Source organism: Pseudofrankia coriaricola (assembly GCF_032027725.1).
GTDB lineage: Bacteria > Actinomycetota > Actinomycetes > Frankiales > Frankiaceae > Pseudofrankia.
In genome coordinates, this window is sequence record NZ_JASNFO010000137.1 from 1 (window position 1) to 25,452 (window position 25,452).

The window sequence follows — 25,452 nt, forward strand, 5'->3', positions numbered from 1 at the left end:
CTCGAAGAGCAAGCCGCACTGCACGCATAAATTCTTCGGGAGTGGAGGGAATGAGCGCTCCCGTGATCGGGGTAGACGCTCTGTTGGCGCTGGTAGCGGCCGTCCGACGGCTGCGGGATGCGCAGATCGACGAAGAAAATGACGAAGAACCGGGAGGTTTGTTGCGATGTCAGGAAACACAGCTGTCCCCCCGGGGTGGCGGGCCCGGCGGTTGTCGTCCCACCGTGGGGGGCGTTCCCGGAGGTGAACCGGCTGGCCGTGCGGCGCCTGCTGGGCCTGCTGGTCGAGCGGGCGGTGGCAGGGTCGGCACCGACGAGCGGCGGGAGCGGGGGTGAGCGGGGTGAGCACGGCGGCCCTGCCGTGGGAGCGGGTGCACGGCAAGGTGCAGCCGCGGCACTGTGATCTTCTCGCGGCGGTGTATGTCCGCCAGTCCACCCTCGCGCAGGTCGAGCGCAACACCGAGTCGACCCGGGTGCAGTACGGGCTGGCCGAGCGGGCGGTGGCGCTGGGGTGGGACCGGTCGCGGGTACTGGTCATCGACGACGATTTGGGGTGCTCGGCGTCGGGGGTGGCCGACCGGCCGGGGTTCGCCCGGCTGGTCGCCGAGGTCGGGTTGGGCCACGTCGGCATCGTGGTGGGCGCGGAGATGTCCCGGCTGGCCCGCGGCGGCCGGGAGTGGCACCAGCTGCTCGAGCTGTGCGCTCTGTCGGGGACGCTGCTGGCTGATACGGACGGGGTCTACGACCCCAACGACCACAACGACCGACTGCTGCTGGGGCTGAAGGGGACGATCAGCCAGGCCGAGCTCTACCTGATCCGGCAGCGGATGTCGTCCGGGCGGGTGAACAAGGCCCGGCGCGGGGAACTGGCGCTGGAGCTGCCGGCCGGGTATGTGCGCCGCCTCTCGGGGGAGGTGGTGCTCGACCCCGACGAGCAGGTCCAGGCCGTGGTGCGCCTGGTGTTCGAGCTGTTCGAGCGGCTCGGCACGGTGAACGCGGTGCTGGCCTACCTGGCCGACAACCACATCCAGGTCGGGGGGCGTCTGCACCACGGGCCCCGGCGCGGGGAGCTGACCTGGCGCCGGCCCAGCCGGGCCGGGATCCAGAACATGCTCCACCACCCGGCCTACGCTGGTATCTATGCCTACGGCCGCACCGGCCTGGACCCCCGGCGGCGGCAGGCCGGGCGGCCGGACACCGGGCGGGTACGCCAGCCCCGCGAGGACTGGGTGGCCTACCTGCCCGGGGTGCTGCCGTCCTACATCAGCGTCGAGCAGTACGAGCGGAACATGCAGCGATTGGACGCCAACCGGTCCTGGGCGCGCAGCATGGGCGCGGCGCGTAACGGCCCGGCCCTGCTGAGCGGGCTGGTGGTCTGCGCCCGCTGCGGCAGGAAGATGGCGGCGCACTACCGGCGGGGGCCGGGCAGCAGGCAGCAGCCGGTCTACGTCTGCTCCCGCGACAAGATCGAATATGGTGCCGAGCGGTGCCAGCAGCTGGCCGGCGGCTGCGTGGACGCCTACGTCACCGCGCTGCTGCTGGCAGCCGTGGCCCCGGCCGCACTCGAGGTCTCCCTGGCGGCGGCCGAGCAGGTCGAGGCGCAGCGGGCGCAGGTGGACCGGATCTGGCGGCAGCGCCTGGAGCGGGCTGACTACGTCGCCGACCGGGCCCGCCGCCAGTACCAGCTGGCCGAGCCGGAGAACCGGCTGGTCGTGCGCCAGCTGGAGAGGGACTGGGAGGCTGCGCTGGCCGAGCGCCAACGCCTGGGTGAGGAGTACGACCGCTTCGCCGCGGCCCGCCCGCGCACCCTCACCGCAGCCGAACGCGAGCACATCCGCGCCCTGGCCGCCGACATCCCCGCGCTGTGGCACGCGCCCACCACCGCCGACGCCGACCGCAAACAGCTGCTGCGCCTGCTCGTCGAGCAGGTCCGCGTGGAGGTCCTCGATACCAGCGAGAAGGTGAAGGTGCAGGTGACCTGGGCCGGGGGCCACCGCAGCGACGGCGAGGTGGTGCGGCCGGTGGCCCGCCTGACCCAGCTCAGCTACTACCCGCAGCTGGCCGCGCGGGTCCGCGAGCTCGCGGCCGCCGGGCAGAACGCCACCCAGATCGCCGACTGCCTGAACCGGGAGGGCTTCCGCCCGCCCAAGAGGCGGGCCTGCTTCGGACCGCAGGCAGTCCGCGACCTGATGGGCACCCTCGGCCTGACCGAACCAGCCACCCAGCGCCACACCAGCCCGCCGCTGGGCGAGCACAAGTGGTGGCTGGCCGACCTCGCCCGCGAACTCGACATGCCCCAGGTCACCCTCTACACCTGGATCGGCCGCGGCTGGGTGGACGCCCACCGCCACCCCGACGCCCCCCGCAGATGGGTCCTGCACGCCGACCCCGCCGAGGTCGAACGGCTCCGCGCCCTGCACCTGATGCCCAACGGGGGACACACCCGCCGGCCCTGGCTGGCCAACCAGCAGGCCACCACGAACACCGACATGAACACAGAACCGGAAGGAAACACCCACGATGCCAGCGAGTCGCAGTTATAACAGCACTGCGGCTTGCTCCTCTCGACCCAGTCCCGGAGTCGGTAGATCCGGTAGACCTCGGCCGCGTCCGCCTCGGCCCTCGAGAGGTTGGTGGCCATGAACCAGGTCGAATCGGCGGTGAGCGCTGTCGGGTCGGCGGTGGCGGCGATCAGGCGGGTGCCCTGGGCCGGTCCGTAGCAGGGGCCCAGCTCCAGCTCGGCGACATAGCGGGCCAGCGGTCGGTTGTGGCTGTCGGTCAGTACCAGGCGCCGCCAGGCTTCCAGTGGCAGGCGGGCGGCGGCCTCGGCGGGGGTGAACGCCGGCGGATGGGCGGGGTCGGCGACGAACTGCCAGGTGCCGTGGCGGGGGCGTAGGGCCAGCACGTAGCGGATCCTGGCCGTCCGCAGACGCCCTTCCAGCTTCGGGTTCTCGCCGTAGACGCAGTCGGCCACCACCGCGCGGAACGGCACACCGCCAGCCTGGGCCTGCTTGATCAGGTCCCAGGCCAGCTCCGGCTTGGTGGCGAACGCCGGGTCCGCTTTGCCGGCGGGTAGTCGGGAGGCGGGCCGGTAGGGCCGCACCCCCAGCGGCACGTGCCGGCTGCCGTCAGCCCAGTGGCTGGTGACCGAGACGACGCCGTTGGCGGTGCGGCCGAGCTTGCCGATGTACTGCTGGGCGGCCAGCACGATGCCATGGCCGCGTTTGCGGTCCCCGGTCTCGTCGATGATGAGCACGCCGTTGCCATGCGGCCCCAGGTCCGGGTGCCGACGCCACAGGTCCACCCGCCGTGCGCCCAGCGCGTCGGGATCCCACGGGGCGTCGTGCAGGAAGTGATGCAGCCGCTGCCGGTCAGCACCGGGAACCAGAGCGGCAAGCTCCGTCAACGTCTTGTTGCGCTCCCGGGGCAGCAACAGACCGATCAGATAGTGCCGCAGCGCCGTGCGCTCAGCCACACGGCAGAACAGGTCATCGAAGTCGCCACAGAACCGGTCGATCGCCTCCGCCGTCGGCGCGGTCGGCTTGCGAGGTGTGGCCATCGGGCTCCCCCGAAACGGCCCAGCCAGACACCACAACCGTACGTCCACCTGCCCCGACCTGACCAACCAGCGACCAGCCACAGCCCCACAGGGCGGCCCCTCTCACCGCCACCCCGAATCCGCCGCCGACGCGGGCCGCACCGGTCCGCCCGGCATCCCGGTGACCTGGCCGCCGCGGCGCGCCTGGCTGACCCTCGGTGGGCGAAGCTCCGCGACCGCGCACGGCGATTGCCTGGCCATGCCCCGGGTATGGCCGATGCGTCTGATCCGGGTCGTGTTTTCAAGATCGACATGCGGTCGGTCTTGCTTGACGAGATAGTAGTTTTGTCCGCGGTGACGCAGTGGCTGCGGTCTGGGAACGGACGACTGGGTTGCGGATGGTGAGGTGATGGTTTGTGGCGGAGATCGTCATACCCGGTGTGGTTGTGAGGGAGGAGGCGGCGCGGAGCTCATACTCGGTCGTCTATCGGGCGGAGCGGGCCGGTCGACACTATGCGGTCAAAGTCCCGGTCCGGGCGGTAGCCTACGACGAGCGTACGGCGTCTGTTTTCGCCCGTGAGGCAACAATTCTTGCGTGCATAAATCACCCGAATATAGCCACGGTCCGGGCCGCCGGGCGGACGGCTGACTATCCATATCTCGTCATGGATTTCGTCGAGGGTGAGCCGTTGGAGTCACGGATACGGGCGGGACCCCTGGGCGTCATCGACACCACGCGGATCGGGCTGGACGTAGCCTCGGCGCTGTCCGAAGCGCACCGGCGGGGTCTGGTTCACCAGGACGTCAAACCGGCGAATATCCTGATCAGTCCAACCGGAGATGCGACGCTGCTGGACTTCGGCTTGATGACGCGGGCCGGCCGGCAGCGCGATGACGTCGCGGTCGGCACGATTGTCTACAGTGCCCCGGAGCAAACAGGCATGTTGCACCGGGAGGTTGATGCGCGCGCCGACCTCTATGCTCTGGGAGCAGTGCTGTACCACTGTCTGGCTGGCTCGCCGCCGTTCCAGGCATCCGACACTGCTGAGCTGATGCGCATGCACGCTGTCGCGGCGCCGCGTCCACTGGTCCAGGTGCGCGCGGACGTTCCTGACGGCCTCGCCGCTGTGGTGGCCCGGCTGCTGGCCAAGGACCCGGACGATCGCTACTCGTCGGCCTTGGATGTCGTCGCCGCCCTCACCCCGCTCGCCGCCCTCGTTCCGCTCGGCCCTGGCACACCGACGCCGCCTGTCAGGGCGGGCGGGGCGTGGACCACCGACCACTTGATCGGACGTCGGCGTGAGCGCGCGCTGCTGCGGCGGTCCTGGGCGCATTGTCTCGAGGGCGGTCGTGGTGTGGTGACGGTCACCGGGCAGGCCGGCGCCGGCAAGACCGTCCTCATTGAGGATCTGCTCGCCTCGCCTGGTCTGGTGGCCGGACGCCCGGTGCTGCGTGGTCGGTGCGCCGCGCACGCCTCCGTTCCGCTCGTCCTGTTGGGCGATCTGATCGGCAGCTATGTTCGCGAGCTTCAGTCCGTGCCCGAGCCACGGCGGCGGGAATTGTCCGACCGGATCGTGGCCGCCGCGGGGGCCGATGCGCCGAGCCTGGCCCGACTGCATCCCCTTCTCGCCCGCATCATCGAGATGGATGCCCCGGCTGTGGCGGGGGCGGTGGGCGGGCCGGAGGTCGGCGATCTGCGATTCCGCTCGGTCGTGGTCGGGTTTCTCAGCCGGCTGGCGAGGCTGTCCGACGGGATGGTCATCTGGGTGGACGACGCCCAGTGGCTAGGGCCGGCGGACCGGCGGGTCATCGAGGACCTCACGGCGTCCGTCGACACAGCGCCACTACTGGTCATCAACTCCACCCGGGACCCGTCGCTGCGGATTGCGGCTGGGCGAGCGACGAGCTGGGACGTCGCGCTGGGTCCGATGGACACCGCCGAGGTTTCCGAAGTGATCGACTACTACCTCGGTGAAGTCACTGACGAGGCCTTCGCGCGTGAGGTTGCCGTGCGCTCGTCGGGCAATCCGCTGGCGGTAGTCGAGTACGTGCGAGCGGTGATCGACGCTGGGCTGGTGCGTCCCGACTGGGGACGTTTCGTCCTTGACCGGTCCGGCCTCGACTCGTTGCCGCTGCCGGTGGAGGTCCTTGACCTGATCCGCCGCCGGGCGGACACGCTCAGCCCCAGCGCCGTATCGGTCCTCGGTGCCGCCGCGGTGATCGGCCGGCGGTTCGACCTCGCGTTGCTGTCGGCCGTGAGCGCGAGCACCGCCGCCGCGGTCGCGCGGGCGATGGCTGAGGCCGAAGCGCACCAGCTGGCCGCGCCCAGCGGGGAGGGAATCTGGTCGTTCGTGCACGACTGCATGCACGAGGCACTGCTGTCGACGATGGACGCGGCGGCGCGGCAGACGGTGCATCGACGCGTCGTCGATGTCCTGGAAGCCGAGACGGGAGGACAGCAACGCCCGTACGAACTCGCCCGGCATGCGATCGCCGGGGACGTGGCCCCGAAGCGCCGTTTCCGGCTGACCGCCGCGGCGGCGGCGGCGGCGCTCGCCGCTCCGGCGCCATATGAGGCGGTCACGTTCTACCGTGCCGCGTGGACGGCGGCCACCGAGGCGGGCCTCGAGCCTGACGCCGACTTCGAGGAGGGGTTCGCGTTCGCCTGCGCGCGCACGGTCCAGCCCGAGGACGCGCGGATGCACTTCGCCCGCGCGCTTGGCGGGCAGCGCGATCCCCGTCGGCGCGCGGGGATTTTGCTCGAGTTGGCCTGGGTCGAGTTCGGCGAGTTTCGCGTGGCTGCCGGGCGGGAGTACGTCCACCGGGGCCTGGCCGAGATCGGCCGCGGCCTGCCTCCCAATCCGGCGGCGATGGCGGCGGTCAGCGCGGGCCGATGGGTGGTCGGCATGGCCTGCCGGTCGCGGTGGACCGGCTTCGGCGGGGCCCGTGGCGACACCAGGAATCTGCACGAACTCCGACGCCGCCTTTACGAGATCGGCGTCCTGTGTGAATGGTTCTGCGGGCGGCCGGGACCGGTGCTGGCGTTCATGATGTCGGCCGTGACGCCCAGCCAGCGGCTCGGGTCGGGGGAGACGTACATACTCGGTCACCTTGTCTCGGCCCTTGTCGCGGCGGAGCTCGGACGTAGCCGAGCCGTGGTGCGTGACCTCGGCTGGTTGCGGGGGCTCGCGGAGGAGAGCAACGACCCGGTGCTGCGAACGAAGGTGGTCCTCTACACCTGCGGGGTGCTGGTGTTTATGGGCCGCAATGTCGAGGCGGAGCCGGACTTTGCGGATGTCTTTCGCCGTGAAGCCAGGTGGATGGAGACTTCCTACTTCGTCGCCAGTTATATGGTCCTGATACTTAGTCTCGTTCTGCGGGGCTGTTTTCGAGAGGCCTGGGATGTTTGTGAGGCGCCGCTGGGGGCAGCGGGAGGCGACCGCATACGGGAGGAGCTCACGTTCGTGCGGGCGCGGCTCGCACGGATACTCGGCTACCCGCCGGTTGCGCATCCCGGCCTAGCCGCCCTCGCCACCGAACCCGCGTACGAACGGTTCCGTCGCTACATGATCTGTCATCAACTCGTCGAACTCGAGGTCGAGGACGGCGAATTCGGCCCAGCCTTCGACACAGCGGTCGCCGCCGGGGACGCTGTCGGTCTTCGTCCATTCCAGGTGCCCCAGTTCTTCCGGTCTTTCTGGGTCGCGAAGGCGCGGGGACGCCTCGAACAGGCGCGCGGCACGCCGCCCGGGCCGGAACGGACCCGGCGGGCCCGGATCGCGCGCCACGCCCTGCGTGAAGCCCGCTGGGCGGCGACCTACCCACCGTTAGCGGCCGAGCTGCGGGTGCTGCGGGCCATGGAACGCCAACTCGCTGCCGACCACGACGCGGCGCTGGACCTCCTGGACGCCGCGGAGCGCCGAGCGCGCGATCTTGATCTGCCGCGCGTCCGTTTCGACGCGCTGCTAGAACGGGCCCGGTGCCTGCGCGCGCAGGGCGACACCGACCGCGCCGAGACCGAAGCGGAGCTGGCCGCCCAGCTCGCCCGACGCCGCGGCTGGGTCGGTCGGGAACGCGCAGTGTTGCGCGAGTTCACGGCTCTCGAGCAGAGATCATTCCCGGAGGGATTCACCCGCGGGTCGACATTCGTCGAGTCCAGCCGAGACCGCCGCCGCCTCGACGCGGTCCTGCGGGTCGGTACGGCGGCCAGCGGGCATCTGGCCCCGGAGTCCGTCGCCGCCGTGGCTCTCGACGAGATCATCGGCATCTTGGGTGCGGACCGGGCGCTGCTGCTGCTGCCCGACGGCACGCCCGGCTCAGATCAGCCCGGTTCCGGTCAGTTACGGCTCTACGCCAGCCGCACCGCGAAGCGCGCCGGCGACGACGAGGCCGAACCCGAGAGCGAGGCCGAATCCGAGGCGGGCAACGGCGGGCTCACCCGGTTCGCCACAACGGTCGTCGAACGGGTGCTCGCCGAGCAGCGGCCGCTGGTCGTGACTGGTACGGACGAGGGTGCGGCCCTGGGATCGGAAAGCGCTGTCCAGTACGGCCTGCGCAGCATCCTCGCCGCGCCGATCCCGTTCGACGAGCAGCGCAGCGGCGTCATCTACGTTGACAGCCGAGTCGCCCGCGGCCTGTTCACCACAGAGGACGCCCAGATCCTCATCCTCCTGGCGCGACAGGTCGGACAGTCACTCCACACCGCCGAGACGGCCCAGTTGCAGGCGCTCGTCGCGGCGGAACGACGCCAGCGGGAATTCGCCGAGACACTGCGCACCGTCACCGCGCGGGCGACGGCGACGCTCGACGCACGGGAAATCCCCGGTCAGGTGCTGAGCGCGGCCAAGCCGATCCTGCCGTTCGACGCTGCCTGGGTCATGACCCGCGTGTCCGGCACCATCCGGGTCGACTCGACCCACGGGGACGTCGCCGAGGTCGTCGTCGGCACGGAACTCGTCGTCCCCGACGACTGGCCACTGCGGGAAGCCTTCGACAGCACCCGAGTAGTAGCCGCCGACGACGACACCACGGAACTGCCCGGCCAGCGGCATCCGGCGTCGAGCTGGCTGGCCGCGCCCCTGCCGCTGCGCCACAACGCCGACATCGTCGTCGTGCTCGCCTCCCGCACGCCGGGCTGCTACGGCGAGACGCACATCCAGACGGCCCGTACCGTGATCGAGCAAACCCTGATTGCCTACCGGAACGCGCAGCTGTTCGAGGAGCTGCGCCAGCACGCATCCACCGACCCGCTGACCGGACTCGCCAACCGGCGGCAATTCCTCGAGCAGGCCGAACACGCCATCAAGCGCCGCGCCGCCGCCTGCCAGCCGGTGAGCGCGGCGATGATCGATGTCGATCATTTCAAGCGGGTCAACGACACCCACGGACACGCCGTCGGTGACGCGGTCCTGGCCGAGATCGCCCAGCGCATCCGGGCCTGCCTGCGCGAGGAGGACGTCGTCGGACGCGTGGGCGGCGAGGAGTTCGCCGCGCTGCTGCCCGGGCCACTGCCCATCGCCGAAGCGGTCACCGAACGGCTGCGGCGCGCGGTGGCCAACGACCCGATCGACACCTCCGCCGGCCCACTCAACGTGCACGTAAGCGTCGGCCTGACCCTGCTGTCACCCCACGACAGCGGCCTGGCAGATCTTCTAGCCCGCGCTGACCGCGCGCTGTACTCGGCCAAGCAGGCCGGTCGTGACCGCGTCGTCGTCCAGATCCGATCATGAGTTCGCAGTTCTGTTTCGAGCATGTCCATGGCGCGATGTGCCCGGTGGTCTCAAGAACTCGATCGACTGGGCGTCTCGCTTGAGGAGGTCTTGAGGAGGTTCGGTCCTGACCGAGCGCACCGCAGACGTGCGATTGTAGTCGCGTCCTCAACAGTCTAGGCTTGGAGTATGCCGGTCGGGCGCCTTCAGTCGGTGGGCAAGCGATGCCCCCCGCATCGCAGCGGCTCCGGAGGCATTCGACGTGTGACAACACGTTCCGCTACGTCCCCGACGGCACGCCACCCCCAGGAGCACCCGGCAGAGGGCCGAACGCACACGCAACTGTGCGACGACCGGCGGCGCACAGGCCCCACGCTGACCACCGTCTGAATGATGCCCCGGCTCGGTCCCTCAGTCTTGACCGTCGGGAGTCTTGACCGTCGGGACCAACGAGGAACGGGAGAACGGAAGAAGAGGGAGAACGAGTGGACTTCACACGGCTCGGTACGACAGGCCTCCGCCTGTCCAGAATCGTACTCGGCGGCGCTACCTTCGGAGAGCTCGCCGACCAGGCGGAGGTTCGGGAGATCGTCGCCCGCGCGCTGGACCTCGGCATCGTCGCGTTCGACACCGCGTCCGTCTACGGCAACGGCGACAGCGAACGCTTTCTCGGGGCTGCGCTGGGCAGCCGCCGCGACGACGTCGTCCTGATGACCAAGGTGGGCCTCCGCGCTGGCGATGACGAGCTGGCAAACCTCGACCTGGTGAGCGGCCGGGCGGCGTTCTCGGAACGCTGGTCGCGAGGGATCCCGCCGAACTCCCACGGACTGTCGCGCATCAACATCATTCGGTCCGTCGAGGAGTCCCTTCGTCGCCTCGGGACCGACCACATCGACGTCCTGGCCCTGCACTACTGGGACCAAAGCACGCCGATCGAGGAAACGCTGCGCGCGACCGACGACCTCGTCACCGCGGGCAAGGTGCGGTACGTGGGGTCGTCGCTGTTCCAGTCGTGGCAGCTCTACAGCGCCCTGTGGACAGCTGACCGGATGGGGCTCCACACAATCGTGAGCCAGCAGGCCCCGCTCAACGCCCTGTCTCGCGGTCCGGAGAAGGAACTGTTGCCCGCGTGCGCCGCCGCTGGGGTGGGTGTGCTCGCGTTCCAAGCCATGGCGGGAGGCATGCTGACCGGTCGCTTCCACCAGGCCGAAGCACCAGACCCGGGCTCGCGATTCGCGCATCGCAAGCTCCTGCAGGACCAGTACTGGAACGACGAGACTTTCGCCTGCGTCCGCGCCGTCGAGAAGATCGCCGCGGACCACGGGACGACGACATCGGCGGTCGCCGTGGCCTGGGTCCTCTCCCGTCCCGCCGTCAGCGCGACGATCCTCGGTGTCGATCGAGCCGAGCAGGTCGCCGGGCTTGTCGGAGCGGTCGCCACGGACGTCGACATGCCGTCGGCGGTAGCGGCGGTCGACGACCTGACGCCCCCGCAGATCAAAGCACCGTACTAGCCGATCGAGGCTCGGGCCTCTTGGTGCGCGCCGGCCTTCTCGACGGGAGGCAGGCCGGCGCAGCGCCCTCAGGACGACCGGTGTCGGTTAGGCCAGCTGGGGCTGGCTGTTGTCGTGCGCCGCGGCGCCTCGCGCGGGGCATCGACGGTCACCGTTCGAGAGCCGAGCGACCGATCGCGATCAGTTCCTCGGGCCGCACCAGCTTGACCCTAGGCCGCCCCTGCTGCCGTCCGGCGTCCAGCTCGAATGCCTCGATGGCCTGCGCCCCGTTGAGACCGATCGACTCAGGGAGCAGTTCCTCAAGTCCGTCGAGCGCGACGGTCGGGGTGCTGAGCCGCCCTCTCAAGAAGTCCTCGAGAATCGAGGACACGGTATCCTGGGCGCACTTCTTGTTCGTCCCGATGACGCCGGTGGGGCCGCGCTTGATCCATCCGGTGGTGTAGACACCGGTCATGTGGGTTCCTTCGACCGACTCCAGCGCCCGTCCGTGGTCGTTCGGGATGATCCCCCGCGCCTCGTCGAACGGGACGCCGGGAGTGGAGGTGCCCCGGTAGCCGACCGCTCGGAGGACCAAACCGCACTCGAGGGTCTCTAGCCGCTCCGTGGGCTGGACCGTCATGGCCGCGCCCTCGGCCGCGAGCTTGTTCTCGACGAGCCGGATGCCCTCCACCTGGTCCTCGCCCAAGAGGTCCACCGGGGAGGCGAAGAATTTGAAGACGACACGACGGGCGGCGGTCGGTTGCCTCGTCGAGAGCTCGCGCAGGATCTCGATCTTGAGCGCGCGGCTGAAGGCCGCGTTGTCCGACGGCGCGACGTCCTCGGACGGCGAACCGAGGTGCGTGCCGTCCACGACGACATCGACGTCGGGGCGCTGAGCCAGGCCGAGGAGCTCGGGTGAGGAGAAGGCCGCGTCGCCCGGCCCCCGCCGACCGACGACCACGACTTCACGGATGTTCGACTCGCGTAGCGCCGCCAGCGCGTGGTCCGCGATGTCGGTCTGCGCGAGGTCGTCGACGTCGGCGGTCAGGATCCGCGCGACGTCGACGGCGACGTTGCCGTTGCCCAGGACCACCGCGCGCTCGGACGACAGGTCGAAGGTGCGGTCGGCGTGGTCGGGGTGCCCGTTGAACCACGCGACGAAGTCGGACGCAGCGTGGCTGTTCGCCAAGTCCTCGCCGGGGACGCCCAGGCGCTTGCCGGTGTTGACCCCAACCGCGTAGACGACGGCGTGGTAGCGGCGCATGAGCTCCTCGTGGGAGATGTCCTGGCCGACCGCGACGTTGAAGAAGGCCCGCAGCCCGTCGCGCTGCATGGTCCGCGCGAAGGTCCGCTGGACCCCCTTGGTCTTCTGGTGGTCGGGTGCGACCCCGAACCGCACCAGTCCGCCGGGCGTGCAGAGCTTCTCGAACATGTCCACACGCACGGGCACATCGCCCTGAGCAAGCAGCGCCTCGGCCGTGTACAGGCCAGCTGGGCCGGTGCCGACGACCGCGACCCGCAACGTTGCCGGGTCCTCGGCATCGGCTGCGCCTTCGGTGCTGACCGCAGCCGCGCCCGGCACCAGCCACGGGGTGGGGTCCATGTTCGACCTGGCGCCCGTGGCGGCGAAGTAGACCTTGTTGATCTCCTGGTACCGCGCCGTCGCCGGTGACAGATCCGAGTCACGGCTGATGGCGTCGACGGGGCACACCTCGAGGCAGGCGCCGCAGTCGATGCACACGTCGGGGTCGATGTAGAGCATCTCGGTCGTGGCGTAGTCGGGGTCGTTCGGGGTCGGGTGGATGCAGTCGACCGGACAAACCGGTACGCAGGCTGCGTCGTTGCAGCAGTTCTGGATGATGACGTGCGGCATGGTGTCTGTGTCTCTCTGGCGCGCTAGTGGGCGGCCGGAGCGCAGTCGGCCGCGTCCAGGTCGCTGGTGGAGGTGGCACATTCCGCGAGGGGCACGAGCGCGACGGGGATGTTGCTCATCAGCGGCTGACCCGAGTACCGCTCGAACACCCGGTCGTTGGCCAGTAGGCGGCCGATGCTCGCACCCCTGGCCGGGTCCTCGTCCTCGTCTGGGAGACCGCCGAAACCGTGGGAGAGCGACACGATCTTGCGTCGCAGCGTGTCGTCGGCGTCGGCGATGGCGCGTACCGAGGCCCGTTCCGAGCGGACCTCGACCAGGTCGCCGGCCTCGATGCCCAGCTCGGCCATGTCGGCGGGGTGTATGTAGAGGGGGTTGTAGGTCGGGTAGTCGGCCGGGATCGCGTAGGTCGGGGTGTTCCAGACGTGCCGCAGCCGGCGCGAGGTGACCCGGAACGGGAACCGCGGGTCGTCCAGCGCGTCGGACTGTCCGGTGGCGACCTCGTTCAGGTGACCCACCATAAGGGGGTTGCCCACATCGAGGCGTCCGGTCCAGCCGGGGTCCTTGGCGGCGACCACGACGTTGTGGTCCTCGCGGGTCACGCCGCCAGGCGTCGCCCGAATCTCCTCGAGCGGGACCCGGCTACCGGCGAAGGTCAGGTCGAGCATCTCCTCGCTCGTGGGCTCGGCCGACATGTCGAGCTTGACCGGCTCCGTGCCGGGCGCCGCGCCCTCCTTGCCAACGCCGGGGTAGACCTCCAGTCCGACGCCCACCTTGCCGGCGAGCCGGAAGAGGATCTGCCACATCTCTGCCAGGTCGGAGTCGGCCGGACGCTGCACGACAGGCGGGGTGTAGCGGGCGAACGGCTTCGCGAAGCCCCACACGGAGTTGAAGAGGGGGAGGAAGTCGGCCAGCGCGTTTGTTCCCGGGACTTCGTAGGGCAACGTGGTGGGGAGTACGTAGTCGGCCAGCCGGGCCGTCGTGGTCATCTGCACGTCCACGTGGACCAGAAGGTCCAGGGAGCGCAGCGCCTTCACCGTCTTTAGCTGGTCGGGCCAGCTCGTCGCGGGGTTGCCACCGATGCTCAGCAAGGCCCGGACCTGGCCCTCGCCGGGGGTGAGGATCTCGTCGGGCAGTGCCGCCGTCGGCCGGCCAGCGGCGGAGCGGACGAGTCCGCGCACCCGCATCTGGTCGCTCTCGGTGAAGGCAGGCCAGGGAGCCAGCGCCTGCGCCTTCGGCTGGGCGTAGGGCAGGAAGGAGATGGGACTGACCAGCGGCTCGCCGTCCCGCAGGTGGTGGCCGGTCACAGTGTCGAGGCACTTGACAAGGTATTCGACCAGGGTCGACCATCCGCTCATGCTGGGACCGGTGCCGGCGATCACGTAGCCGCGTCCCGCGCTACCAAACAGACGCGCCGCCCGGACGAGCTCAACGGCGTCGATGTCGGCGCGTCGGGCGACCACGTCAGGGGTGAACGGCGCGACCGCGGCCCGCAGCGCCTCGACCCCGTCGACGTTCTCCGCGACGAACTCGCGGTCCCACAGGTCCTCCTCGAAGACCACCCGTAACATGCCGGCCAGGATCGCGACGTCCTCGCCCGGCTTGGGGGCGAGGTGGATCGCCGCGCGCTTCGCGGTCTCGGTCCGACGCGGGTCGATCACAATCAGCTGGCCGTTGCGGCGACTGAGGTCCCGGATGAAGTCGGCGGGCGGTCCGGCCTGGTGCTGGTGGCTGACCAGCGGGTTGCAACCGACCACCATGACGACGTCGGGCTCGAGTTTGTGTCCCTCCGGTGCCATCCACACGCCGTGGAGGGCCGTGGAGATGGCCTTACCTGGCTGGTCTATAGTCAGCACGTTGTAGGCCTGCGGCGCGTCGATCGCAGCCATGAATGCCTCGGCCATCGCCATGTTCGAGGGGTGGTCCTCGGGCAGGTGGTTGCCCCAGTACATGGCCACAGAGTCGTTGCCGTGCTGCTGTCGCAGCTCCTGTAGCCGCTCGGCGATCTCCGACAGCGCGTCGTCGAGCGAGATGCGCTCGAACTCACCGTTCGGCATCCGCTTCAGCGGATGGGTCAGGCGATCGGCGTGCCCGTACAGGTTCTTCGAGTTGCGCCCCTTCACGCACGTGTAGCCCTGGTACAGCTCAACTGTCGGGTCCCCCGTGACCTTGGTGATCCGACCGTCGTCGACCGTCACGAGGGTTGGGCAGTAGATCTGGCAGGTCCGGCACACGGACTGATGAACGACAGACATCGCTTCTTCCCTCGCAGCTGTGAGGCTCGGCCTATCCGTGACAGCCGAACGCGGAGGCTACATGGACCGACGCACCCTGGACGTCAGTGCAGCAAACCCATATGGACCCCCGGTGTGGACCTCTGGCGCAACGGGGCCCTTCGACGGCGCGAGCCGGCAGCTCCCAGTTGCTACACCATCCGACAGTCGCAGGCTAGACTTTAGGTGAAGATCAGACAAGGGAAGTCTTGAATTGGCGGGAACCGGCGTCATCTGGCTGCGGGGCGTGTCTGCCGCAGCGGCGCCGACCGAGGGCCGGTCGGACCCTTCGTAGGAAGGCCCCCCTTCTGGGTGCTCGCCAGATAGTCGAGATGTAGACCAATTGCTGGTTGGGTACTAGGCTGGAACCGCCGCGCGCGAGGAGAGCAGAGCAGTAAGGGAGTACCTGATGTCTGCACGGCCAGTGAGGGTTCTGATGGCGAAGCCGGGCCTCGACGGGCATGACCGTGGAGCGAAGGTTCTGACACTGGCGCTCCGCGACGCCGGCATGGAGGTGATCTACACCGGCCTCCACTGGACGCCGGAAGAGATCGCCGCCGTGGCGCAACAGGAGGACGTCGATGTCGTCGGCCTCAGCATCATGGCCGGCGGTCCCGTTGAGATCGCGCGGCGGGTGTTGTCCGAGTTCGAGAAGCGCGGGGCCAGCCCGGCACTGGTGGTCGGGGGGATCATCCTCGGTCCCGATGTCGACGTTCTACTCGGCATGGGAGTGGACGGCGTGTTCCCCGTCGAGTCGTCGATCGACTCGATCGTGGAGTTCGTCGAGTCCGCTGGCCGCAAGCGCGAAGTGATCGCGTGACGACCACTGGGCGCTCCTGCGAGCACCACGCGTCCTGCTCGTGAGCGATCTGGTGCACCGCCGCTGCCCACGATCCCGATGACGCTGGGATGCGATTGCGGCCCCGGGTACGGGATCCGTCCGGCCGTCGCGGCATCCCGCCAGCTACCGATTTCAGGACACCCCCGGGCCGGGCGAGACGACAAGAAGCGCCAGCGCTCGGTGGGCTCGGGACCAAGGAGCACAGATGACGACTGAGCGAACGTCAACCCAGCGGCAGACGCGGCGTCACCAGGTGGTGCGTCGGGCCACCGAGTCGGCGCAGTACGAGATCGGTGGGCAGACCTACGAGGTACCGGCGGCGTCGGTGTGCTCCGGGATCGAGATCAAGCCGGTCTACCGGGGTGACGACCTCCAGGACTTCGACGAGTCGAAAGATCTCGGAGAGCCCGGCGGCTTCCCGTTCACCCGCGGCATTCATCCGACGATGTACCGCACTCACCTCTGGTCGTTCCGGAAGTACTCCGGCGCCGGCACGAGCGAGGAGACGAACGGGATGTTCCGCCGCCAGATCGCGGCGGGCTACAACGCACTGAGTGTGGCCTTCGACCTGCCCACCCAGTTGGGTTACGACCCCGACCACCCGAAGGTCGAGTTCGACGTCGGGCGCGTGGGGGTCGCCATCAGCACGATGGACGACTACACGGCCATGTTCGACGAGATCGACATCGCCGGTGCGGGCGTGAACTTCACCATCAACGCACCTGCTCCGATCATCTACGCGATGCACCTCGTTCTCGCCGAGCGGCGTGGGATCCCGTGGGAGGTCCTCCGCGGCACCATCCAGAACGACCCGCTCAAGGAGTTCGTAGCTCGGGGCAACTTCGTGTTCCCCCCGCAGCCCGCCGTGCGTCTCGCGTGCGACGTCGTCGAGTTCGCGCGGAAGCACACCCCGAAGTTCAACGCCATCACCTTCAACCAGGTGCACATCAAGGAGGCCGGCGCGACCAGCGCGTTCGCGCTGGCGGCCTCGTTCGTGAACGCGGTCGAGTACATCGAGGAGATGAAGCGTCGCGGATACCACATCGACGACTTCGGCGCGAACATGACGTTCAACCTGTACGGGGACATGGAGTTCTTCGAGAACATCTGCCAGCAGCGCGCCGCCCGTCGACTGTGGGCCTACCTGGCCCGTGACCGTTTCGGGGCCGAGAAGACCCGGACCATGCAGTTCAAGTACAGCGGCGGCGGCGGGTCGGGCACCAGCCTCACGCGGGCACACCCGCTCCTGAACATCGCGCGGATCGCCTACCACGCCCTCACCATGGCCTTGGGCGGGAGCCAGATGGTGTCGGTGCCGGCCTACGACGAGGCCTACGCGATCCCCACCGAGGAGAGCACCGAGCTGTGCAACCTTGTCTCGGCACTCGTGGCCTACGAGACCGGCGTCACCGATGTCGTCGACCCGCTGGGTGGTTCCTACTATGTCGAGACGCTGACGGACGAGATCGAGGCGAAGATCAAGGAGCACATGGCCGAGATCGAGAGCTGGGGCGGGGCGGTGGCGTCGATCGAGTCCGGCGCTCTGGCGCGGGAGATCGCCCGACAGAGCTACGCTTGGGCACGGCGGATCGAGTCCGGTGAGGACGTGGTGATCGGGGTAAACATGTTCGTCCCCGAGCACGAGGCGCCGATCGAGCTGTTCGAGTACGACCCCAGGACCCGGGACCGGCAGATCGCCCGCGTTCAGGCAGTGCGCGAACGACGCGACAGCGCGGCGGTCGAGCAGGCGCTGGCGGTGCTCAGTACGGCGACCGAGCAAGGCGAGAACGTCATCCCACCCCTGATGGACTGTGTGCGGGTTGACGCCACCATGGGCGAGATGACCGAGGCGCTGGTGCAGGTCCTCGGCCGCTTCGATTCGCCGACGTTCTGACGTCGTCGTGGGGAACGTGGGGTGGGGATTGTCCGCCCAGGTCGCGGAGGAGGCCTTCCAGCGTGTCAGGGGCGGTGACGTCGGGGGCTTGAGCCGTGCTCTGACGCTGCTGGAGTCCGGCGACGCTACGGCTCTGACGCTGTCCCGACTGGCCTGGGAGCACCGGCGGTCCGGTACGCTCGGCTTCACTGGGCCACCTGGTGCCGGCAAGTCAACCCTGATCGGGGCGGTTGTGCGGGCCTTGCGTCAGCGTGGTGCGACCGTCGGGGTGCTGGCGATCGACCCCTCGTCGCCGCTCTCGGGCGGCTCGGTCCTGGGGGATCGCTTCCGTATGCGTGAGCACAACCTTGACGACGGAGTGTTCATCCGGTCGATGGCCTCGCGCAACGCAGCCGGGGGGCTCGCCGGTGCGGCGGCCGACGCCGTCGCCTTGCTGAGCGTGGCCTACGACTGGGTCCTGGTGGAGTCCGTCGGAGTAGGGCAGGGTGAGGTCGACATCAACGGGACCGTCGACTCCACGGTCGTGGTCCTCAACCCGGGCGCCGGCGATGTCGTCCAGTCCCTGAAGGCCGGGCTTCTCGAGGTCGCAGACCTGTACGTGATCAACAAAGCGGATCGCGACGGTGCCCACAGCCTGCAGGCAGATCTCGAGTCGCTCATTCACCATGCGCCGCGGCGCGACGGGTGGCAACCCACGGTCCTGAGGACCGTGGCCACGGACAGGACGGGCGTCGACGACCTGCTCGAGGTCGCCGACGCGCGCCGTGCGTACATCGGCGAGCCGTCGACGTGGGAACGTCACGCTGACGGGCAGCTGACGACGGTCTCCCGGACCCGGGCGCTCGAGGTTGTACGACAATGGCTCGACGGGTACCAGTCGTCCGACGACTGGCGCTCGGCGAAGACGGCTTTGCTCTCGCCTCGCGACGGCGCCCGGCACATGGTCAACGCCCTCGCCGCCGCTGTGGCCCAGTCCCTCGGGTCGGACGTTCGGGATACCCAGGCGTGAGCACCCGGGCGAGGCCGTGCGTGGGGATGACGTACGCCTGACCCGCGAAGACGCTGCCGGTGAGCAGACTGTGGAGCTGCGGGTCGGGGTCGGCGACGCCGTCCTCGAGGACGAGGACGGCGTAGTCGCGATCCGCGGCATCGCGCACGGTCGACAGGACGACGCCGCTGGTATGCACTCCCGACAGGATGACAGTGTCGATGCTCCGGTCGCGCAGCCGCCGGTCGAGGTCGGTGGTGGAGAACGCGCCGACCCGGGTCTTGCGAACGACGATGTCCTCGGGTCGGGGAGCAAGTTGCTGGTGGATCGCGGTCTCGGGACTGTCGGCGTGCAGTGTGCCGACCATGTCGGCCAGCGGGCCGAACGCCTTGTTGGTCGCCGGGATCCGCGCGTAGTCGGCATCGTCGAAGCCAACGCGGACGAAGCCAACCTGTACGCCCGCGTCCCGGGCAACCGCGATGGCGCGCGCGATCTTGGCGAGGACTGCATCGGAGTCGGGGACGTCCGTGAGGACGGACGGCTGCATGTCCATCACGAGCAGTGCTGCGCGTGACGAGTCGACGGTGGGAATGGGGGCGTCGCTCACACTGGCTCTCCTTGAGGGAACGACAATCGGGGGTACGAGATCCGCTGACGGGACGCCCTGTTGGGGCGTGCTGTCAGGTCCTCCGGCTCAGATCAGGTCCTCGGGTCGCACGGGCCAGCGGCTAAGAACGTCGGGATAGTCCGAACTGACCCGGTTCGGGAAGGAAGGTGCTCGCTTCTCGATGAACGACTGGACTCCCTCCACGAGGTCGGCACTCCCGGACAGGTCGTGCAGCGCGGCCGAGTCGAGGCGGTGAGCCTCCCACGGGGTGTCCGCGTCGAGCATCGCCCAGAGCATCTGCTTGCTCAACGCCACCGAGACCGCCGACGTGTTGTCGGCGATCTCACGGGCGATGGCCACGGCGTGCGGGAGGAGATCTTCCGGGGGTAGGACCTTCGAGATCAAGCCGCCGGCGAGGGCCTCCTTCGCATCGAAGACGCGACCCGTCGTGACCCACTCCAGAGCACGCGAGATGCCGACGATCCGCGGGAGGAACCAGCTCGACGCCGCCTCGGGGACGAGTCCGCGACGAGCGAAGACGAACCCGAACTTCGCGGTCGCGGACCCCAGGCGGATGTCCATCGGCAACGTCATGGTCGCGCCGACGCCCACAGCGGGTCCGTTGATCGCCGCGATGACCGGCTTGCGGCAGCGGGCCACGGCCAGGGCGACGGTTCCGCCGCCGTCACGCGGCACGCCACCGATGGTGCCGAACGTCGCAGGAACAGCGTCCTGCGCTGGGGAGTCGTCGAACGCGGAGCTGGGCCGATTCAGGTCCGCGCCCGCGCAGAATCCTCGTCCCCGACCCGTGACGACGACGACGCGGACGTCATCGTCGGCATCGGCAGCGTCGAAGGCCGCACTCAGCTCGCCGGCCATGACCTCGGTGAAGGCGTTGAGCCGGTCGGGACGGTCGAGCGTCACAGTCGCGATGCCGTCCTCGATCGCGTATGCGATCTCTGTGAGCATCGCCGGTGCGCTGGTCCCTTCCACGGTCATCGCGCGATCCATTCACCGGTGAAGACGGGCTCGCGCTTCTCCAGGAACGCGGCGAGAGCGGCTGGTCCGTCGGCTGACGCGAACTGGATCGTCTGAGAGCGCGCCTCGTGGTCGAGTGCCTCCCGTAGGGTCGAGTTCACTCCTCCGTGGAGCAGGGCCTTCGACTCCGCGATGGCGATCGGCGGCGCCTGGGCCAACCTGCGGCCCAGGTCCGTGGTGAACCCGTCGAGCTCGTCCGGCTCGACGACATAGGTCACGAGGTTCAGCGCGGCCGCCTCTTCAGCGGAGACCATCTCGGCCAGGAACGTCAGCCGCTTCGCCTGCTGCATGCCGACCATCCTCGGCAGTAACCACGACCCGCCGAAGTCGATCGAAAGCCCACGTTTCGTGAAGATCTGCGAGAAGCGGGCGTCCTTGGCGGCGACGACCAGGTCGCAGCCCAGCGCGAGGTTCCACCCGGCGCCGACTGCGACTCCGCGGACCTTCGCGACGATCGGCTTCGGGAGCTCGTGCAGCGCCACGGCCGTCTGGTTGACCCAGTTCATCTGGGTCAGTGGGTGTCCGGCGCCGGCACCCTGTTCGAGGTCGGCGCCCGAGCAAAAGGCGCCGCCGGCACCGGTGAGGATGACGGCGCGGACCGCGGGGTCGTCCTTGGCGTCCTGGAACGCATCTCGGAGGCCCGCCCAGACGACGTCGTTTGCTGCATTCTTGCGATCGGGCCGATTGATCGTGACGGTGAGAACGCCGTCGGTGAGCTCGCGGAGAACCACCTCGTGGAGCGCGTCCCTGGATGTCTGGGCCATGCTGTGCCTCCCTGGTGAGTGCTTCCGTGGTGCCGCGCCTGCACCGCCGCGGTCGGTACGTCTGGATGCGGTAGGCCCTGATCGCGGGCGACCGACCTCGACGGGCGGACCTGGGGGGCCGGCACTCACGCCCCTCCCGCGAGCCGAGTGCGGACCCGTGCCACGCCGGACGCCCTACTATTGTGCTCGCGTGATCGATAGTCTAAGGCTAGACTTTTATTGGCCCACGCGGCAAGGGCCCCCGCGTTGCCGCGAGTGACGGTCCTGTCTATCACGGGTATGCGGGAGTGCCGACAACTGAGGAGTGGCGTATGAGGACGAGGTTCACCGAGCTGTTCGGCGTCGAGCACCCGGTGGCCCAAGGCGGCATGCAGTGGGTCGGGCGAGCGCCGCTGGTCGCGGCGGTGGTCGAGGCCGGAGGTCTGGGATTCCTCACGGCGTTGACGCAGCGGACGCCCGAGCATCTCCGGCAAGAGATTCGGCGATGCCGTGAGCTCACCGACAAGCCGTTCGGCGTGAATCTGACGATCCTCCCGACTATCAGCCCGCCGCCGTACGTCGAGTACCGCCAGGTGATCATCGACGAGGGGGTGCCCTTCGTCGAGACTGCCGGATCGAGTCCTGCGGTGCATCTGGAGCACTTCAAAGCCCGCGGGATCAAGGTGATCCACAAGTGCACCTCGGTGCGTCACGGCCTCAAGGCCCAGGCGCTCGGGGTCGACGCCCTGTCGATCGACGGGTTCGAGTGCGCCGGTCACCCCGGTGAGGACGACATCCCAGGCCTGGTGCTGATCCCGGCCGCCGCCGACGCCATCGACATCCCGTTCCTGGCCTCCGGTGGGTTCGCCGACGGCCGAGGACTGGCCGCCGCGCTCGCGCTGGGCGCCGACGGTGTCAACATGGGTACCCGTTTCATGTGCACCGTGGAGTCGGAGATCCACCAGAACGTGAAGGAGCGTCTGGTCGAGGCCGACGAGCTGTCCACCCAGCTGATCTTCCGACAGCTGCGTAACACCGCCCGGGTCGCGGACAACGCCGTCTCCCGTGAGGTCGTCAAGCGCCTCGGCGAGGGCGCCCAGTTCGAGGACATCCGCGAGCTGGTCGCCGGAGTCCGAGGAGTACGTGTCTACGAGACGGGCGACCTCGACCACGGCATCTGGTCCGCCGGCATGGTGCAGGGGCTCATCCGTGATATCCCGACATGCGCCGACCTGGTGAGGCGCATCGTGCGTGAGGCGGAGGAGATCGTCCTGGAACGCCTGATCGGCATGGTGCGCGCGCCCGTCGCCTGATCCGGGACCCGGTCGCCGGGCCGCCGCTGTGATGACACCTCCGGGCGGGCGCCTCAACCCGACGGCACGGATTCGACGCGGTGCGCCCGGAGGAACGAGCGGATCTGGCGCACCGCGAGGGGCACCCGCTCACTCGGCTCGATCCAGGGATACAGGCTCGCCTCGGACCTCGGGGCGAGCATGGCGCACTCCATGGCGACGGCGTACGGGTGAGCGGGTATGTCGTCGGGAAGAATCAGCAGCGGCGTCTGGCATCGGCGCACGAATTCGCGACTCACAGTGAAGACGAAGTCGGGGTCGGTCAGGTACATCCGCGCGAGGAACTGGTCGGCCGCCTCCGGGGTCACGTCGTCGCGAAGCTCGGCCGTCTTCGGCCCCCAGGTGCTCGCGTACATGTCGTAGAAGAACCGTCGGTCCTCGGGGCGCGATCCGCTCGGCTGAACGAAGACGGCGGCGACGACGCGTTCGGACGCCCGTCGCAGCAGGTTCCAGATGAGCGGGCCTCCGATGCAGAAGCCGGCCACCGCGAACTGCTCGATGCCCAGGTGGTCCATCAGCGCCAGATGGTCGTCGGTGTAGGAATCCCAGGGGCGATCGCCGTCGAGTGGACCTCTCGACCGGCCGCCGATGGCATTGCGCAGGTCCGCCGAGATGCACCGGTACTCTCCCGACAGCTCCTGGATCGGATCGAAGGGCGCTTCCCGTGTGAGGAACGAGATGGTCGAATTGAGGCCGCCGCCCGGGATGATCAGAAGGGGGTAGCCCTCCCCGGTGTCCTGGAAGTAGATCCGCACGGTGTCCCGCTCGAAGAATGGCACTGCTTGTTCCCCCGTCCGGCTGGCGCCTGTCACACCAAGCTACTGACCCATGTATAGTTCATTGCTAGAGTATTGGTGTAGCGGTGGTCGGTCGACCATCAGCACGCGGGCCGCCGGCCGGGGGCCGTCCGGTCCGCACCGCGCCGACCTCGCGGGCCCAGCTGACCGCTGCGTTCTGCCGTGCCGGCCCAGGGTCTACCCACAGGGAGGATGTCGATGACTACCACCACGCGACCTTTCCACGGCAAGTCCATCTCGCTGGGACTCCATCTCGGCGAGGCCGGCACCACGGCCGCGAAGATCGACCAGATGATCGGCGAGGCGGTCCTGGCCGAGAAGGTCGGGTTCGACGGCGTCACGATCAGCGAGCACCACGTGGGCATGCCGATGTACGCACCCCAGCCGCTGACCGTCGCCAACTGGATACTGTCGGAGACCAGCCGCATCTGGTCCGGCGCCTCGCCGATGCTGTTGACCCTCACCGACCCGAGGGTCGTGGCCGAGCAGGTCGCTTGGATGTCGGCCCGGTTCCCCGGGCGGGTCGGCCTGGGGCTCGCGCCGGGCAACCGCGTGACGGACTTCGAGTTCTTCGGCCGCTCGTTCGAGAACCGCTTCAAGGACTTCGGCGCCCAGCTCCAGGTTCTGTCCGAGTGCATGCGCGCCGACGGCCCCATGGCTGAGGACTGGGCGATCGGCGAGGGTTGCCTCGAACGGGTTCCGGTGGTGAGCGCGGCCCAGAGTCGCCCGGCAGTCGACCGGGCCGTTCGCGCTGGCTTCGGGCTGGCTCTCGGCGGCGACCTGGAGAAGGTCAAGCGGACCGTCTCCTATTACCACGACGCCGGCCAGACCGGTCCGCTGTGGTGGATGCGGCGCGTGTGGGTCGGTAAGCCCCCCGCGCATGTCGTCGAGGCACTCGACTCGGTCTACCGGACGGCGGGGACGGCCCGCGGCGGGAATGTGGCCGACATCGACAGCGGCGACCCGGACGCCATAGCTGAGCAGCTCGCTCACACGATGAAAGAGGCCTCGTTGACCTGTATCAACCTGCGACCGCACATGCCGGGGGTGTCGCCCGAGGAGGTCGCCGTGCAGATCCAGGCATTCGGGGAGACGGTCATGCCGACCTTGCGCAAGCTCCTCGCCGAGGGCTAGAGCGGGCCAGGGCCGTCACGGTGCAGGGGTCTTGATCCGCAGGTTCGCCGCGTGGTCCACCGTGCTGTGGACGTAAAGATTTTCCTCTGTTGTCAAATAGTTGACCTCAAGAGTATCGTTCGCCGGAGTGTCCGGGCATATTCGAGCGGATCGCCCACCTCGAGCAGTGTAGGCGCTCCCATCTCGGGCCTCGGGCTCGTCGAGCACCATCCGCGACGGTCAGACTGAGGAGCAACAATGGACGACAAATACGGTTCGTCTTTCGACATCCGAGCCGTAGAGTCCCGACGTCAAGCGCTCGAGAACATCAATCCGGTGATTGTCACCTCGTCGGATTCGCACATTGGCCTGCCGGGTCGCGAGTACCTCGAGTACCTCGACCCGAAGTATCGGCAGTACGACGAAATCTACCTAAGTTATCTCACCCGATTCCACGAGATGATGGGTCTCGTCGGCTACCCGTTCCCTGATTCGGACCTGGACGTCGTCGACACACGGGGAGCGATCCGCGGTGGCGGTGAGATGGCGGGATGGACCCTGCCCGCCGTTTGCGCGAGACGGAGGCGGACGGGGGAGTCGCCGAGATCCTGCACCACAACGGCCCCATCTCGCAGCCGCCCTTCTTCGGGTCTCGCCACGACGTGGTGTCGCCCGAGCTTCGCGCGGCAGGCGCTCGCGCGCACAACCGGTTCGCGACTGAGTACTGCTTCTACGCTCCCGCCCGACTTCTCGGTGTCCATCTGGTGTACCCGTGGCCGGATATCGACGCTGCTGTCGAGGCAGGGCGCCGGCAAAGTTGCTTGTTAGCAACTGACTTTCTTGATCGTTTCGAGTGGTCGTTCGGGGTGGCGGGCGTGGTGGCGTAGGGCGTGGGCGATGTTGCCGGCTCCGGTCAGGCGCAGGATGGTGATCGCGAGGTTGCGGAGGCTGGCCATGACCTGGGGTGCGTTTCCTGTCCGGGCGCGGTGGTGGTCCTCGTCGTAGGTGACGTCGCGGACCCAGTGGAGCTGGTTCTCGATGCCCCAGCGCCCGCGGGCGAGTGCGGCGAGCAGCGCGGGGCTGGCCTGATGCGTCGGCAGGCTCGTGACCGCGTGGATGGTCTCGGTCGTTGTCTGGCCGCCGGTCAGGGGCCCGCGGCGGCGGGTGATCTGGATGGCCTGGGCGGCGTGCGGGAAGT

Annotated in this window: 16 protein-coding genes and 1 pseudogene; 9 read left to right on the plus strand and 8 right to left on the minus strand. The window is 68.9% G+C overall.

Annotation, left to right across the window (positions count from 1 at the left end):
• Window positions 1-415 precede the first annotated feature (415 nt).
• Window positions 416-1,468 (plus strand): annotated as a pseudogene (locus QOZ89_RS48540) (recombinase family protein); the annotation flags it as partial.
• Window positions 1,469-2,307: 839 nt separating this feature from the next.
• Here QOZ89_RS48540 and QOZ89_RS44400 read toward each other — a convergent pair.
• Entirely contained in the window at window positions 2,308-3,558 is a 1,251-nt protein-coding gene (locus QOZ89_RS44400; RefSeq protein WP_491723695.1) for an IS701 family transposase, read from the minus strand.
• Window positions 3,559-3,983: 425 nt separating this feature from the next.
• Between QOZ89_RS44400 and QOZ89_RS44405 the strand changes: the two genes are divergently transcribed.
• Entirely contained in the window at window positions 3,984-9,266 is a 5,283-nt protein-coding gene (locus QOZ89_RS44405) for a diguanylate cyclase (protein ID WP_312630184.1), read from the plus strand.
• A 464-nt stretch (window positions 9,267-9,730) separates the two neighbouring features.
• On the plus strand, window positions 9,731-10,759 hold the full coding sequence (locus tag QOZ89_RS44410; RefSeq protein ID WP_071048590.1) for an aldo/keto reductase: 1,029 nt from the start codon (window positions 9,731-9,733) through the stop codon (window positions 10,757-10,759).
• Window positions 10,760-10,907: 148 nt separating this feature from the next.
• Here the strand turns inward: QOZ89_RS44410 and QOZ89_RS44415 are convergent, their stop codons facing one another.
• Window positions 10,908-12,611: an FAD-dependent oxidoreductase gene (locus QOZ89_RS44415; protein WP_071048589.1), complete on the minus strand. Its 1,704-nt coding sequence runs from the start codon at window positions 12,609-12,611 to the stop codon at window positions 10,908-10,910.
• A 23-nt stretch (window positions 12,612-12,634) separates the two neighbouring features.
• On the minus strand, window positions 12,635-14,863 hold the full coding sequence (locus QOZ89_RS44420; RefSeq protein ID WP_071048588.1) for a molybdopterin-containing oxidoreductase family protein: 2,229 nt from the start codon (window positions 14,861-14,863) through the stop codon (window positions 12,635-12,637).
• Between the two features lie 427 nt (window positions 14,864-15,290).
• Here QOZ89_RS44420 and QOZ89_RS44425 point away from each other — a divergent pair, with 427 nt between their 5' ends.
• From QOZ89_RS44425 to meaB, 3 genes are all read left to right on the plus strand, one after another.
• The gene (locus QOZ89_RS44425; protein ID WP_071048587.1) at window positions 15,291-15,701 is read left to right on the plus strand and encodes a cobalamin B12-binding domain-containing protein; all 411 of its coding nucleotides are present in this window, start codon (window positions 15,291-15,293) and stop codon (window positions 15,699-15,701) included.
• 226 nt (window positions 15,702-15,927) lie between these two features.
• Window positions 15,928-17,616, plus strand: coding sequence for an acyl-CoA mutase large subunit family protein (locus QOZ89_RS44430; RefSeq protein WP_157910484.1), 1,689 nt, complete (start codon window positions 15,928-15,930; stop codon window positions 17,614-17,616).
• 16 nt (window positions 17,617-17,632) lie between these two features.
• Window positions 17,633-18,625: a methylmalonyl Co-A mutase-associated GTPase MeaB gene (meaB, locus tag QOZ89_RS44435; RefSeq protein ID WP_274536517.1), complete on the plus strand. Its 993-nt coding sequence runs from the start codon at window positions 17,633-17,635 to the stop codon at window positions 18,623-18,625.
• Here meaB and QOZ89_RS44440 read toward each other — a convergent pair.
• The 3 genes from QOZ89_RS44440 to QOZ89_RS44450 all read right to left on the minus strand — a co-directional run bounded on the left by QOZ89_RS44440 (window position 18,561) and on the right by QOZ89_RS44450 (window position 21,013).
• Window positions 18,561-19,211: a cysteine hydrolase family protein gene (locus QOZ89_RS44440; protein WP_071048585.1), complete on the minus strand. Its 651-nt coding sequence runs from the start codon at window positions 19,209-19,211 to the stop codon at window positions 18,561-18,563. The genes meaB and QOZ89_RS44440 overlap by 65 nt on opposite strands.
• An 87-nt stretch (window positions 19,212-19,298) precedes the next feature.
• A complete protein-coding gene (locus tag QOZ89_RS44445) occupies window positions 19,299-20,210 on the minus strand; it encodes an enoyl-CoA hydratase-related protein (RefSeq protein ID WP_241841684.1) in 912 nt (303 codons plus the stop codon).
• A complete protein-coding gene (locus tag QOZ89_RS44450) occupies window positions 20,207-21,013 on the minus strand; it encodes an enoyl-CoA hydratase/isomerase family protein (RefSeq protein WP_071048584.1) in 807 nt (268 codons plus the stop codon). The genes QOZ89_RS44445 and QOZ89_RS44450 overlap by 4 nt, the downstream gene beginning before the upstream one ends.
• A 311-nt stretch (window positions 21,014-21,324) precedes the next feature.
• On the opposite strand from QOZ89_RS44450, the gene QOZ89_RS44455 reads away from it, so the two are divergent.
• Window positions 21,325-22,305, plus strand: coding sequence for an NAD(P)H-dependent flavin oxidoreductase (locus tag QOZ89_RS44455; protein WP_071048583.1), 981 nt, complete (start codon window positions 21,325-21,327; stop codon window positions 22,303-22,305).
• 53 nt (window positions 22,306-22,358) lie between these two features.
• On the opposite strand, the gene QOZ89_RS44460 is transcribed toward QOZ89_RS44455, so the two are convergent.
• Window positions 22,359-23,123, minus strand: coding sequence for an alpha/beta fold hydrolase (locus QOZ89_RS44460; RefSeq protein WP_071048582.1), 765 nt, complete (start codon window positions 23,121-23,123; stop codon window positions 22,359-22,361).
• A 216-nt stretch (window positions 23,124-23,339) separates the two neighbouring features.
• Between QOZ89_RS44460 and QOZ89_RS44465 the strand changes: the two genes are divergently transcribed.
• Both QOZ89_RS44465 and QOZ89_RS44470 read left to right on the plus strand, forming a co-directional pair.
• Complete coding sequence (locus QOZ89_RS44465; protein ID WP_071048581.1) at window positions 23,340-24,275, plus strand: LLM class flavin-dependent oxidoreductase; 936 nt, start codon at window positions 23,340-23,342, stop codon at window positions 24,273-24,275.
• A gap of 237 nt (window positions 24,276-24,512) precedes the next feature.
• A complete protein-coding gene (locus tag QOZ89_RS44470; RefSeq protein ID WP_131803958.1) occupies window positions 24,513-25,082 on the plus strand; it encodes a hypothetical protein in 570 nt (189 codons plus the stop codon).
• On the opposite strand, the gene QOZ89_RS44475 is transcribed toward QOZ89_RS44470, so the two are convergent.
• Window positions 25,079-25,452: transposase (locus QOZ89_RS44475; protein WP_312630183.1), on the minus strand; the 374-nt coding region annotated here is incomplete at its 5' end. The genes QOZ89_RS44470 and QOZ89_RS44475 overlap by 4 nt on opposite strands.

What these genes read in the sequence shown, in the direction of transcription:
- QOZ89_RS44400 (WP_491723695.1), bottom strand. Translation starts at nt 3,558, where the DNA reads ATGGCCACACCTCGCAAGCCGACCGCGCCGACGGCGGAGGCGATCGAC.
- QOZ89_RS44415 (WP_071048589.1), bottom strand. Translation starts at nt 12,611, where the DNA reads ATGCCGCACGTCATCATCCAGAACTGCTGCAACGACGCAGCCTGCGTA.
- QOZ89_RS44420 (WP_071048588.1), bottom strand. Translation starts at nt 14,863, where the DNA reads ATGTCTGTCGTTCATCAGTCCGTGTGCCGGACCTGCCAGATCTACTGC.
- QOZ89_RS44425 (WP_071048587.1), top strand. Translation starts at nt 15,291, where the DNA reads ATGTCTGCACGGCCAGTGAGGGTTCTGATGGCGAAGCCGGGCCTCGAC.
- QOZ89_RS44430 (WP_157910484.1), top strand. Translation starts at nt 15,928, where the DNA reads ATGACGACTGAGCGAACGTCAACCCAGCGGCAGACGCGGCGTCACCAG.
- QOZ89_RS44445 (WP_241841684.1), bottom strand. Translation starts at nt 20,210, where the DNA reads ATGACCGTGGAAGGGACCAGCGCACCGGCGATGCTCACAGAGATCGCA.
- QOZ89_RS44450 (WP_071048584.1), bottom strand. Translation starts at nt 21,013, where the DNA reads ATGGCCCAGACATCCAGGGACGCGCTCCACGAGGTGGTTCTCCGCGAG.
- QOZ89_RS44455 (WP_071048583.1), top strand. Translation starts at nt 21,325, where the DNA reads ATGAGGACGAGGTTCACCGAGCTGTTCGGCGTCGAGCACCCGGTGGCC.
- QOZ89_RS44465 (WP_071048581.1), top strand. Translation starts at nt 23,340, where the DNA reads ATGACTACCACCACGCGACCTTTCCACGGCAAGTCCATCTCGCTGGGA.
- QOZ89_RS44470 (WP_131803958.1), top strand. Translation starts at nt 24,513, where the DNA reads ATGGACGACAAATACGGTTCGTCTTTCGACATCCGAGCCGTAGAGTCC.